Raw genomic sequence first — 12,770 nt, 5'->3', positions numbered from 1 at the left:
GGAATCTACGGTGCCATACCCGGTCACCGCCCCCGGTCGCGGCCCGGCCAGCGAGCTCATGATCATCAGGAACTGATGACGCGCAGTTCTCGGCCGATGCCGCCACCAGTTCCTGATGATCGGCTGACCAACCTCACGCGGACGACCCGGCGAGTAGGTATGCGGCGGACTCAGGCGGCGCGGGTCGCGCGGACGACGCCGGCTACTGAAGCGCCGGTGAGTTCGGCCAGTTGCAGGTAGCCGCCGCGGAGTTCGCGGGCCAGGTCGCGGGCGAGGCCGAGGCGGATCATGCCGCGTTCGCAGTCGACGACCATGGCGGTGACCGAGTCGCCTGCGAGCAGGCGGGCGGCGGTGCGGGCGCGGGGTACCGGGTCGGGGCCGCCGGTGGCGCGGCCGTCGGTGAGCACAACGAGCATGGGGCGGCGGTGCGGGTCGCGGACGCGTTCGCGGGCAATGACTTCACGGGCCTTCAAGAGGCCTTGTGCGAGTGGGGTTTTGCCGCCGGTGCGCAGATCCGCGAGGCGGCGGACGGCGATATCGACCGAGGAGGTGGGCGGGAGCACCAGTTCGGCATCCGCGCCGCGCACCGTGATGACGGCGACCTTGTCGCGGCGCTGGTAGGAGTCGCGCAGCAGTGCGACGATGGCGCCGGTGACGGCGGAGAGCCGGTCGCGGGCAGCCATCGAGCCGGAGGCGTCGACCACGAAGACGACCAGATTGCCTTCGCGCCCTTCGCGATACGCTCCGCGCAGATCCGCGGCGGCGAATTCCAGGGGGCCGCTGATCCGGCCCCGGGCGCGCTGATGCGGAACGGCCGCGAAGATGGTGCCGAGCAGGTGCAGGCCGGTACCGGTTTCGGGAGTGGCGCGCACAACACGGCCCTGGCGGGTGCGGGCACGCGAGCGACGGCCCGGTGCGCCCTCGCCGACACCGGGGACCTCCCAGCGCGGCGGCTTGGCCACCGACCGGGAAGGCATGCCGGAGCGCCCATCCCGCGCCGGGCGCGCCGAGTCCGGGTCGCCGGAGGAATCCTGGTTCGAATCGGCAGGCCGCTGGTCAGGCTGCGAATCCTGGTCGCCCACAGGCGCATCCGGGCCGTTATCCGGCTGCTGCAGCGAATCCGCTTCGCCCGCAGGCAAATCCGCACCACCGCCGGGACCGTCCGGATCATCCTCAGGCTCGGGGGAACCTGCTACCTGCGACCCCGCATCATCCTGCGGGGCCGCATTACCTTTTCCCAGGTCGTCGGCACCGCCGTCCTGCGTCTCACGGTTCGCCTCGTCGGCCGCCTGCTGCATGGCCTCGTCGAGTTGCTCTTCACTGATCCCGGGTTCGTCGAACGGATCTCGCCGGCGCCGGTGCGGCAGTGCGAGTTCCGCCGCGATCCGGACGTCCTCCTCGGTCACCGCGGCGCTGCCCCGCCAGGCGGCGTGCGCGGTCGCGGTGCGGGCGACAACAAGATCCGCGCGCATGCCGTCCACATCGAAACTCGCGCACAGCGCGGCGATCCGGCGCAGTTCGACATTGTCCAGCGTGACCTCGCCGATCCGGTCGCGAGCGGTCAGAATGCGTTCGGCCACTTCACGATCGGCCCCGGCGTAACCGGCGGCGAACCCGGCCGGATCGGCCTCGTAATCGAGCCGGCGGCGCACCACCGACATGCGCACATCCACATTGCGGGAGGCGACCACGTCCACGGTCAGGCCGAACCGGTCCAGCAGCTGCGGCCGCAGTTCACCCTCTTCGGGATTCATGGTGCCCACGAGCACGAATCGCGCCGGATGCGAATGCGAGACGCCGTCGCGCTCGATATGCACGCGCCCCATGGCGGCGGCATCGAGCAGCACGTCCACCAGATGGTCGTGCAGCAGATTCACTTCGTCGACGTAGAGCACGCCGTGGTGGGCGGCCGCGAGCAACCCGGGCTTGAACGCCTGTTCGCCGTCGCGCAGCACCCGTTCCAGATCCAGGGATCCGACCACACGGTCCTCGGTGGCGCCTACGGGCAATTCCACCAGCCGGGCGGGCCGCGCGCCGCTCTCGTCGACCACAGGCGGCAGCAATTGCGCCAGCGCGCGCACCACGGTCGACTTCGCGGTCCCCTTCTCCCCGCGCACCAGCACCCCGCCGATTCCGGGATGCACGGCACAGAGAATCAGCGCCAGCTGCAACCGCTCCTGCCCGACCACCGCCGAGAACGGAAATCCGGCCTCGACATCGGAGACCGCGCGCTTGGATTCGGAGTAAGCCACAGAGGAGACGGACACGCGGTCAACTCTATGCGCGCCGCGCGCACCGGCTGGAGGTACCCCGGGCCAGGCGGGTTCGCACCCGTGAAAAAGAAAACCCCGCAACCATTGTGGTTGCGGGGGTCGCGTCAGCCTCGGCGCATAGGGAGGTGCGGTATCCCGTCCTCGATGTATTCCTCGCCGTCCACCTTGAATCCATGCTTGGTGTACATATCGACCAGGTAGGTCTGCGCGTTCAGGCGCACGGTGGCGCCGGTGCCGGTCTCGGCCAGCGCCGCCTGCAGCAGGCGGGTGGTGTAGCCGTGGCCGCGCGCGGGCGGGGTGGTGCACAGTCGCCCGATCCGGAAGGACTTCACGCCGTCATCGTGCTCTTCGAGCAGCCGGAGGGTGCAGATGACCTCACCCTCGTCGTCGAGCCAGAAATGCCGTGTTTCCGGAAGCAGGTCCAGACCGTCGAGCTCCGGGTATGCGCATTTCTGCTCGACGACAAACACTTCGACACGAAGTTTCAACAGCCTGTACAGAGTCTTGGTGTCCAGATCCAGGGCCCATGACCGTTTGAGAGCAACCGTTGACATCATCGATTGTTGCTATCACACCTACGCGTGCAATGCCACAACTACGCGTGAGATGTGACCCCGGAATGCTTCGGCGTCTTGTCGTGATCCAGGCGCAGGGCCTTGTTGGACCACTCCCAGACCTCGCGGTACAGCGCCTGATTCTCCGAGAGCTTGACGCCCAGGGACGGCACCATTTCCTTGAGTTTCGGCTCCCACGAAGCGAATTCGCCCGGGAAGCACCGCTTCATCACGTCGAGCATGGCGCTCACACAGGTGGACGCGCCCGGGGACGCACCCAGCAGACCGGCGATGGTGCCGTCCTCGGCCGCGACGACCGCGGTACCGAGTTCGAGCACGCCGCCCGCACCCTTGCGGCGGATGACCTGCACACGCTGACCGGCGATGATCAGATCCCAGTCATTGCCGTCGGCGCGCGGGAGGAACTCCTCCATCGCCTCGACCCGACCCGCCTGCGATTTGAGCAGCTCACCGACCAGGTAGTTGACCAGGCCCATCTCGGTGACACCGACACCCAGCATGGAGAACAGGTTGTTCGGCTTCACCGACTTGAACAGGTCGGTGTTCTTGCCATCCTTGAGGAACTTCGGCGTCCAGCCCGCGTACGGGCCGAACAGCAGGCCGCGCTCACCATTGATGACACGGGTGTCCAAGTGCGGCACCGACATCGGCGGCGCGCCGACCGAAGCCTGGCCGTAGACCTTGGCCTCGTGCTGCTTGATGAGGTCCGGGTTCTTGCAGCGCAGGAACAGACCGGACACCGGGAAGCCGCCGAATCCGGCGATCTCCTTGATGCCGGACTTCTGCAGCAGCGGCAGTGCGCCGCCGCCCGCGCCGACGAACACGAACTTGGCATTGATGACACGGGTCTTGCGGGTGCGCAGATTGCGCACCTTCACCAGCCAGGAGCCGTCCGACTGCTTGGTCAGGTTCTTGACCTCGTGACCGAAGGCGATATCGGCGCCCGAAGCGCCGAGATAGGCCAGCAACTCCTTGGTGAGCTCGCCGAAGTCGATATCGGTGCCGTAGTCGGTCCAGTTCAGCGCGACCGGATCGGAGAAATCCCGGCCCTTCGACATGAGCGGTAGTCGGCGCGCGAACTCGTCGGCGTCATCGATGAACTCCATGCCCTCGAAGAGCGGGTGCCGCGACAGCGCGTCCTGGCGCTTGCGCAGGTACTCCACTCCGTCCGCACCGTGCGTGAAGCTCACGTGCGGTACGTGGTTGATGAAGTTCGACGGATCGGCGAGAACGCCGTTCTCCGCGGAATACGACCAGAACTGGCGCGAGACCTGGAACCGCTCATTGATGTCGATGGCCTTGGTGATCTCCACCGAGCCGTCGGCATTCTGCGGCGTGTAGTTCAACTCGCACAGGGCCGAGTGGCCGGTGCCCGCGTTGTTCCAGGGGTCACTCGACTCGGCCGCGGCGGCGTCGAGCCGCTCGAACAGCGAGATGGTCCAGTCCGGTTGCACCTGTCGAAGCAATGCACCGAGGGTGGCACTCATGATGCCGGCACCGATGAGGACTACATCGGTCTTTTCAATCGTGGCAGCGTTCGACACGGTGTTGATCGACTTCCTTGTCTGTGTGAGGCAACCCAGCGGCAGTTAGGTTACCCGTCGTTCACCTAGGTTCGATTGTGCCCCTGGACACGCCGAAATCCCGCAACGAAAAGCCCAATTGTGAGAGATACCTCCAAGCTCCCTTTCCGCCCGCTGGGGATTATCTTGAGCAGGTGACCTCTGATACGTCATCCACCGCCGCCTCATCCGCTCCGACCCAGGCCACGGGCGCGTGGCAGCCCGATGTGCTCGGGCCGGACTATCAGCAGCGCACGCTGCCGCTGGGCCCGGATCCCGATGGCGAGGGCGACGCCTTCGCCACGCTGGTCCGCTATACGCCCGGCGATCAGCCGGTCGCCACCAGCGCCGTGTTGTTCGTGCACGGGTTCACCGATTACTTCTTCCAGGAGCATCTGTCCGAGCACATGGCCGCGCAGGGGTTCGCCTTCTACGCGCTCGATCTGCGCAAGTGCGGGCGCTCCACCCGCGAGGGGCAGACGCCGCACTTCGTGACCGATCTCGCGCTCTACGACGTGGAGCTGAACCGCTCGCTGCGCATCATTCGCGAGGAGACCGGGCTGCCGGTGCTCGTCATGGGGCATTCGACGGGCGGGCTGGTCACCTCGCTGTGGCTGAACCGGTTGCAGGCCGCGGGAGGAGCTCGCGCACAGGGCATTACCGGCCTGGTGCTCAACAGCCCGTGGTTCGATCTGCAGGGCCCGTCGTACTACCGCAATCCGCTGAGCACCGCGCTGCTGCAGGGCATCGGGCGCCTGAGCGCCATGGCGCAGCTGCCGCTGGGCAAGATCTCCACCTACGGAGACAGCCTGCACCGCACCGCATCCGGTGAGTGGGATTACAACCTGGACTGGAAGCCGTTGACCGGCTTCCCCATTCACGCGGGCTGGCTGCGCGCCATCCGGCGCGGGCATCTGCGGGTGCACCGCGGGCTCGATATCGGAGTGCCCGCGCTGGTGCTGCGGTCGAAGCTGACCCGCTTCATGAGCAAGTACGGTCCGGCCGCCGATGTGGCGGACGTGGTGCTGGATGTGAAGCAGATTCAGCGCTGGTCGGGCTGCCTCGGCGAGCGCACCAATATCGTGCCGATCGAGGGGGCGCGGCACGACGTGTTCCTGTCGTCGGAAAAGCCGCGCACCCAGGCGTTCGAGGAGCTCGATTCGTGGCTGGAATGGCTGGCGAAGTCACCAGAAGCTGGTGCGTAGCACGATTTCGGTGGCGAGTTCGTGGCCCGCTTCGGCGGCCACATCCGTGACGTCCACCGGGACCAGGCGGAATTCGCCGTAGACGTAGCGCCCGGAGGCCTCGGCCGCCGGGCGCGGCAGGCGCTTGGTGGCGAGCAGGGTGGTCGGGATCTCCACCGGCGGGCAGGTGGCGTCGGCGATCGCGCCGTCCGCACCGGGGGCCGCGGGATGCCCGCTACCGGCCGCGATGAGGCTCATGAAGCGGCCGAAACCGCGGGCCGCGAGCTGCCAGGCCAGATCCGCGCCGGTGCCGCTGCCGACCAGATTCGCCCAGGGCACCTTCAGTTCGTCGAGGATGCCGAAGACCGCCGCGCTGTCGAGCCCGTCCGCCGGTTCGATGACGATGGTGCGCAGGTCCGAGGTCTGCAGTCGTTCACAGACCCCGTCGTATACGTCGGCCGGATCGCCCGCATCGGGGAGCAGGAGCACATGGTGACGAGATTCGGTGCCTCCGACCCGCACGGCCCATACGCGGTCACCGACCGTGATCCGCCTAGATTCCATAACGAATTACGCTACAGGGCGCGCGAAAGTCCCGAACGCGAGTCGCCCGGATTGCTGTGACCGGCATCACCATCGGGACGCAGAAATGCCGATCGTTCATGAAAATCACCGAGTCGTCGTGAGGGTCGGCAGATTCGCGGGCGCACCCGCATCGATCAGTCGCTCCAGAGCCGGGAGATCGAGATACTTCTCCATGAGGTCGGCGAGCAGGTCGAGCTGGGTTGTGCGCACCTGGTCCACCGAAACATTGTCGGCGACAAGGAAATCGGACCGACCAGCACGATCGGCGACCTCGCGCAGCCAGGCGCGGCGGAATTCGTCGGATTCGAGGGCGCCGTGCAGGTGCGTACCCCAGACGGCATCGCGCACACTGCCTTCGGGTGCGCCGTTCAATTCCAGCCAGGGTCGATCACCCGTGGCACGAACCCGGCCGTGATGAATCTCGTAGCCGTGCACCGGGATACCCGGAGGATGACCGGAGCGGAGTGTGGCGATACCCTCACCGGGCTCGAGGCGGCTATCGCCGGCTGCGGGAACATCCGCGGCGCCCGCATACCCCGGCGCGTGACCCGCGCTGCGGCGCAGCACTTTCGGGTCGTGGAATTCGATCTCGAGATCGAGCAGGCCCAGGCCCTCGACCGTGCCCGCGCCGGATTCGACGTGATCCTCGATGGTGCGGCCGAGCATCTGGTAACCGCCGCAGATGCCGAGGATCGGGCCGCCGGTGGCCGCGCGGGATTGCAGGGCGGCGGCGATTCCGGTGCGGCGCAACCATTCCAGATCGCTCACGGTGGATTTACTGCCGGGCAGGACCACCAGGTCGGCTCCGGTCAGCCGGGAGGGATCGGTGACCCACCGGACCGAGACGCCGGGTTCGCAGGCCAGCGCCTCGATATCGGTGGAGTTCGAAATGCGCGGCAGTCGGATGGCGGCGACGGTCAGCCAGTCCTTGCCCAGCGGCGGCCGGGAGCGGCCGACCGGGGCGTCGGCAATGGTGCTCAGCGAGTCCTCGGCGTCGATCCAGAGATCCTCGGCGAACGGGATGACACCGAGGGTGGGGCGGCCGGTGAGTTCGGTGAGCTGATCGATGCCGGGGCGCAGCAGGTCCACGTCGCCGCGGAACTTGTTGATGATGTAGCCGGAGATCAGTTGCTGGTCTTCGGGTTCCAGAATCGCGACGGTGCCGAACAGATGCGCCAGCACTCCCCCGCGATCGATATCGCCGACCAGCAGGACCGGCAGCCCGGCGGCGCGCGCCAGACCCATATTCGCCAGATCCGTTGCCCGCAGATTGATCTCGGCGGGCGATCCCGCGCCCTCGCAGATCACCACATCGAATTCCGCACGCAGCGAAGCCAATTCCTCGGCGACCACCGCGCGCAACTCGGTGCGATGCCGGAAGTAATCCTTCGCCCCGACGGTGTCCACCGCCCGGCCGCGCACCACGAGCTGCGAGCGCCGGTCGCTGCCGGGCTTCAGCAGCACCGGATTGAACCGCACACTCGGCTCGAGTCCGCAGGCCCGCGCCTGCAGGGCCTGCGCCCGCCCGATCTCCCCGCCGTCCAGTGTGACGACGGAGTTGTTCGACATGTTCTGCGCCTTGAACGGGGCCACGCGCACCCCGCGCCGGGCCAGCATGCGGCAAAGCCCCGCCACCACAACGCTTTTCCCGGCATCCGAAGTGGTACCGGCGATCAGCAGTGCGCCCTTCACGCGCCCGGCCCCTCGTCATCCCGGCGTGCTTGTGGCCGGGATCCACCGCGAGATTCCCGCCACAAGCACGCGGGAATGACGGGGGACGAGGTGCACGCGGGGATGACGGGGTCGGAGGTCACGGGAGAGTCAGGATCTCCGCGCCGTTCTCGTTCACCACGAGCGTGTGCTCGAACTGGGCGGTCCACTTGCGGTCCTTGGTGACCACGGTCCAGCCGTCGGGCCAGATCTCGTAGTCGATGCCACCGAGATTGATCATGGGCTCGATGGTGAAGGTCATACCGGTTTCGATCTGGGACTCCACGGCGGGCTGATCGTAATGCAGGATCACCAGGCCGCTGTGGAAGGTCGGGCCGACGCCGTGGCCGGTGAAGTCGCGCACCACGCCGTAGTCGAAGCGATTGGCATAGGACTCGATGACGCGGCCGATCACATTGAGCGCCCGGCCCGGCCGCACCGCCTTGATGGCGCGCATGGTGGCCTCTTCGGTGCGCTCGACCAGCAGGCGCGCCTCCTCGTCGACATCGCCGGCGAAGTAGGTCTTATTGGTATCGCCGTGCACGCCGCCGATGTAGGCGGTGACATCGATATTGACGATGTCGCCGTCCTCGATGACGGTCGAGTCGGGGATGCCGTGGCAGATGACCTCGTTCAGCGAGGTGCAGCAGGACTTGGGAAAGCCCTTGTAGCCCAGCGTCGACGGGTACGCGCCATTGTCGATGAGGTATTCGTGCACGATGCGGTCCAGCTCATCGGTGGTGACGCCGGGAGCGACCGCCTTGCCCGCCGCCTCGAGCGCCTGCGCGGCGAGCTTGCTCGCGATTCGCATGGCCTCGATGGTCTCCGGCGTCTGCACCCAGGGCTCATGGCCCTCGTTGGCGGTCTTCTTCCATACGTACTCGGGCCGCTCGATGGATTTCGGCACCTCGCGGATGGGCGACTGGGTGCCGGGAACGAGGGGTTGGCGGGTGCGCACTGACATGGAACAAGACTATCCGCCCGATGCGGGCGACTCTCCTTCAGCGGGGAAGTCCCGGCGGTGAACCCGCTCGGACAGGCGTGGAATGTTTCCGGACCACGGTCCGTTTAAGCTTCAGGTTGACTTGGAAACAAATTTGGAAGGGACGTAGAGCCGTGGAACTGGGACTGACGACATTCGCCGAGACTCATCCCGTCGGCGGCGACGGGCCGGTGCCCACCGCAGGTGAGCGACTGCGCCAGGTCGTCGAGGAGGGCGTGGCCACCGAGGCCGCCGGACTCGACGTCTACGGCGTGGGTGAGCACCATCGCGAGGATTTCGCCGCCTCCTCGCCCGCCATGGTGCTGGCGGCCATCGCCTCGCGCACCGAGCGGATTCAGCTCACCAGCGCGGTGACGGTACTGAGCTCCGATGATCCGGTACGCGTGTACCAGAATTTCTCGACCCTGGACGGGCTGTCCAACGGCCGTGCCGAACTCATGGCAGGCCGCGGCTCCTTCATCGAATCCTTCCCGCTGTTCGGCTACGACCTGGCCGACTACGACGAACTCTTCGAGGAGAAGCTGGCGCTGCTGCTGAAGATCCGCGAGGAGGGTCCGCTCACCTGGTCCGGCAAGTTCCGCGCACCGCTGACGGACGCCGTCATCTACCCGCGGACCGAGAACCGGCCGCTGCCGGTCTGGATCGCCGTCGGCGGCAGCCCCGAATCCGTCGTCCGCGCAGGGCTTCTGGGCCTGCCGCTGGCCATCGCCATCATCGGCGGCGAGCCCGCGCGCTTCAAGCCGCTGGTGGACCTGTACCACCGCGCACTGGAGGAGGGCGGCCAGGAACCGCAGCCGATCGCGGTGCACGCCCACGGGTATGTCGCCGAAACCGATGAGCAGGCGGTCGCGGACTTCTACGCGCCGTACGCCCGCGCCATGACCGGCATCGGCCGCGAACGAGGCTGGGGACCGATGACCCGCGAGCAATTCGCAGGTCTGCGATCACAGAGCGGCTCACTCTTTGTCGGTACGCCCGACTACGTGGCAAGCAAGATCGCCGATGTCCGAGACACTCTCGGCCTCGACCGCTTCATGCTGCACACGAGCGTCGGCACGCTCCCACACGAGAAGGTGCTCCGCAATATCGAACTGCTCGGCGAGAAGGTGGCCCCGCAGGTGCGGTGAATCATCCGACGGAGAGACGCGCAGACCTTCGGCGCCGCCTCTCCCGCCTGATCGCTCAGGGCTCGATCATGAGTGGGCGGTGCGGGTGCACCTCGACGAAGGCCACGAGGTCTCCGTAGGGGGCGGTGCCCTGTTTGAAGCGGTGCGCCATGCGCGCCAGGGCATTTCGCGCGCCGTATTTGATGCGCATGCCTTCATGCGCCCGCTCCACCAGGAAATCGTCGCGGACGATGTGGACGCTGCCGTACTGCTGGCGACTGCCGACCATCGGGCGGCCGCGCCAGTCTCCTGGCTGGATCATCACCCGGCGATCCTGCCCCAGCTGTTCGGCTTCGATGTCGTAGGAGGAGAGCAGGAAGTTCAGCCGGCCGTATTCGGCGGGAACGACCAGGTGCGCCATGGTGACGAGGCGGCCCGGCGCGGTCGGGCGGGTCACCAGAACGGATTTCGCGTCCCACCACAGCGATCCCCGTTGCCATGCGCTGCGGCCGGGTTGAGCAGCGGGCAGCGCGCTCCGGGGTATGGGCATGGTGGTCGCGGATGCGGAAGGCGTCGTCATAACCGTCTTGACTCCAAACTCGTTGTTCTTCAGTACCTTTCGAGCACAGACCCAGTGAACGTGGGTGGGATAGACAACAACCCGTTGCCGCCGTGGCAACGGGTGAAAGCCGTGATTGTCCCGATTTCGAGGTTAGCGTCGCTTACGGATACGTGCCACGACCACCGAGCCGTGTCTGTCACATCGTGACCACATCGGGTATCACCAGCCGGTGTGCACCGGGCATCGCTAGTCGGTGAGCTTGGCCTGGAAGGCGATGCGATCGCCGCGGTAGAGCGAGCGGACCCGCTCGATCGGGACGCCGTCGGTATCGATGCTGCGGCGGTGCAGCAGCAGCATGGGCAGGGCGGTGGTGCATTCCAGCAGCGCCGCTTCGCGCGGGGAGGCCAGCATGGTCTCTATGCGTTCGGTGGCCGAGGCGTAGGCGACGCCCATCTGACGGGTGGCGGCGTACAGCGAGGTCTCGGGGTTGTAGAACTCCCGGAGCACGGCGAAGCGTTCGAGCGGCATGAAGGTGCTCTCGAGCCCGATGCGTTCACCGTCGGCCAGCAGGATTCGCTCCAGATGCATGACGGGGGTTCCGGGAGCGATGGCCAGATCTTGCGCCGTATCGGGATCCGCGGGGATATCGGTCCATTCGACCAGCAGGCGGCCGGGGGCGCGGCCGAACTTCAGCGCGCCTTCGGTATAGGACCGAAGAGTCAAGGGCTGCACCATCTTCGGGCGCGAGACCACCGTGCCGCGACCTTGGCGGCGAATACGACCCTCCACCAGCAACTCCCGCAGCGCCTGCCGCACGGTCTCGCGCGCCACCCCGCAGCGCAGCGCCAGATCGCGCTCCGAGGGCAGCGGATCGCCCTCGTTCAGTTCGCCCAGTAGCGACTCCAGCTCGGTGCGCACCCGGTACGACTTCGGGATGCGCGCCTCGGCGGCGGAGAAGGCGACTTCCGTCGTGTCCATGCCCCAAAGCATACCCACGATTGGTCTATACCAATTGTTAACCTAGCGTTTGCACACGAAACACCCGTAGGTCTAGACCATTGGCCACGATAGGTCGCATGCGATTGGTCATCATCGGCGGCGGCATTATCGGCACCGCCCACGCCCTGGCCGCTATCGGACGCGGCCACGAAGTGGTCCAGCTGGAGCGGGAGGCGGAGGCGCGCGGCGCCACCGTCCGCAACTTCGGTCTGGTGTGGGTATCCGGGCGCAGCACCAGCGAATTGGAGATCACACTCCGCTCCCGGCAACTGTGGGAGGAGATCGGCGGCAAGGTGCCGGGCGTGGGCTTCCGGCCCGCGGGCTCGATCACCCTGGTGCGCACCGAAACCGAACTGGCCGTGGCCGAGGCCGCCATGCGCGACTCCTCGGCCACCGAGCGCGGTTTCGAACTGCTGGACGCGGAGCGCGTACGCGCCGTCAACCCGGCCCTGCGCGGCAAATTCCTTGCCGGACTGCACTGTTCGACCGATGCCGCGGTGGAGTCCCGGCAGGCGCTGCCCGCACTGCGCCGCTATATGGAGGCCACCGGGCGCTACACCTTCTTCGCCGGCACCGAGGCGCGCACCGTCACCGGCTCCGCCGTGGTGGACGATCGCGGTCGCCGCCACGAGGGTGATCTGGTGCTGGTCTGCCCGGGCGCGGCGCACACCGGCCTCACCCGGGAACTGGTCGGCGATATTCCGGTGCGCCGGGTGCGGCTGCAGATGATGCAGACCGCTCCGCTCGGCGAACCGCTCACCACCGCCGTGGCCGACGGCGACAGCTTCCGCTACTACCCGGCCTTCGCCGGCGCGGAGCTGGATCGGCTCAATCGTGAAGAGGCGCAGCCCTTCACGGCCGCACAGCACAAGATGCAGCTGCTGTGCGTGCAGCGCCTGCACGGTGGGCTCACCATCGGTGACACCCACGAATACGACGAACCGTTCGCCTTCGATGTGGACGAGGCCCCCTACGAGCACCTCACCGCCGTGGCGGAGGAGCTGCTCGGCCGCAAACTGCCGCAGGTCGTGCGGCGCTGGGCGGGCGTCTACAGCCAGTCCATCGATCCGGGCACCATCGTGACCCGCGCGCAGGCCGACGAGAACGTCTGGGTGATCACCGGTCCGGGTGGGCGCGGTATGACCCTCGGCCCCGCGATCGGCGAAGAGACCGCCGACCTGCTCAATCTCTGAACTTCCGTCAACTGTAAG

The 12,770-nt window shown here is 67.2% G+C and carries 11 protein-coding genes; 3 read left to right on the top strand and 8 right to left on the bottom strand.

Translation table 11 applies throughout. The features are described 5' to 3' along the window. Positions 1–170 precede the first annotated feature (170 nt). From OG326_RS12985 to mqo, 3 genes are all read right to left on the bottom strand, one after another. Positions 171–2,267 (bottom strand): magnesium chelatase subunit D family protein, encoded by a 2,097-nt coding sequence (locus OG326_RS12985; protein ID WP_327144882.1) that lies wholly within the window; start codon positions 2,265–2,267, stop codon positions 171–173. A 110-nt stretch (positions 2,268–2,377) separates the two neighbouring features. Next, entirely contained in the window at positions 2,378–2,830 is a 453-nt protein-coding gene (locus OG326_RS12980) for a GNAT family N-acetyltransferase (protein WP_327144881.1), read from the bottom strand. 38 nt (positions 2,831–2,868) lie between these two features. Beyond that, positions 2,869–4,392 (bottom strand): malate dehydrogenase (quinone), encoded by a 1,524-nt coding sequence (gene mqo / locus OG326_RS12975; protein WP_327144880.1) that lies wholly within the window; start codon positions 4,390–4,392, stop codon positions 2,869–2,871. Between the two features lie 173 nt (positions 4,393–4,565). Between mqo and OG326_RS12970 the strand changes: the two genes are divergently transcribed. Further along, entirely contained in the window at positions 4,566–5,615 is a 1,050-nt protein-coding gene (locus OG326_RS12970; protein WP_327144879.1) for an alpha/beta hydrolase, read from the top strand. Here the strand turns inward: OG326_RS12970 and OG326_RS12965 are convergent. From OG326_RS12965 to map, 3 genes are all read right to left on the bottom strand, one after another. Beyond that, positions 5,595–6,158: an alpha/beta hydrolase gene (locus OG326_RS12965; protein ID WP_327144878.1), complete on the bottom strand. Its 564-nt coding sequence runs from the start codon at positions 6,156–6,158 to the stop codon at positions 5,595–5,597. The genes OG326_RS12970 and OG326_RS12965 overlap by 21 nt on opposite strands. Before the next feature lie 105 nt (positions 6,159–6,263). Continuing rightward, positions 6,264–7,871: a cobyric acid synthase gene (locus tag OG326_RS12960; RefSeq protein ID WP_327144877.1), complete on the bottom strand. Its 1,608-nt coding sequence runs from the start codon at positions 7,869–7,871 to the stop codon at positions 6,264–6,266. 118 nt (positions 7,872–7,989) lie between these two features. Next, positions 7,990–8,853 (bottom strand): type I methionyl aminopeptidase, encoded by an 864-nt coding sequence (map, locus tag OG326_RS12955; RefSeq protein ID WP_327144876.1) that lies wholly within the window; start codon positions 8,851–8,853, stop codon positions 7,990–7,992. A 152-nt stretch (positions 8,854–9,005) separates the two neighbouring features. Between map and OG326_RS12950 the strand changes: the two genes are divergently transcribed. Next, on the top strand, positions 9,006–10,019 hold the full coding sequence (locus OG326_RS12950) for an LLM class flavin-dependent oxidoreductase (RefSeq protein WP_327144875.1): 1,014 nt from the start codon (positions 9,006–9,008) through the stop codon (positions 10,017–10,019). 55 nt (positions 10,020–10,074) lie between these two features. Here the strand turns inward: OG326_RS12950 and OG326_RS12945 are convergent, their stop codons facing one another. Both OG326_RS12945 and OG326_RS12940 read right to left on the bottom strand, forming a co-directional pair. Next, entirely contained in the window at positions 10,075–10,578 is a 504-nt protein-coding gene (locus OG326_RS12945) for a hypothetical protein (RefSeq protein WP_327144874.1), read from the bottom strand. 228 nt (positions 10,579–10,806) lie between these two features. Then, on the bottom strand, positions 10,807–11,538 hold the full coding sequence (locus tag OG326_RS12940) for a GntR family transcriptional regulator (RefSeq protein WP_327144873.1): 732 nt from the start codon (positions 11,536–11,538) through the stop codon (positions 10,807–10,809). 98 nt (positions 11,539–11,636) lie between these two features. On the opposite strand from OG326_RS12940, the gene OG326_RS12935 reads away from it, so the two are divergent. Further along, entirely contained in the window at positions 11,637–12,752 is a 1,116-nt protein-coding gene (locus tag OG326_RS12935) for a TIGR03364 family FAD-dependent oxidoreductase (protein ID WP_327144872.1), read from the top strand. Positions 12,753–12,770 lie beyond the last annotated feature (18 nt).

Source organism: Nocardia sp. NBC_01327, from assembly GCF_035958815.1.
Lineage (GTDB): Bacteria > Actinomycetota > Actinomycetes > Mycobacteriales > Mycobacteriaceae > Nocardia.
Note: the sequence above shows the minus strand (reverse complement) of the source record. Positions and strands in the feature narration are given on the sequence as shown.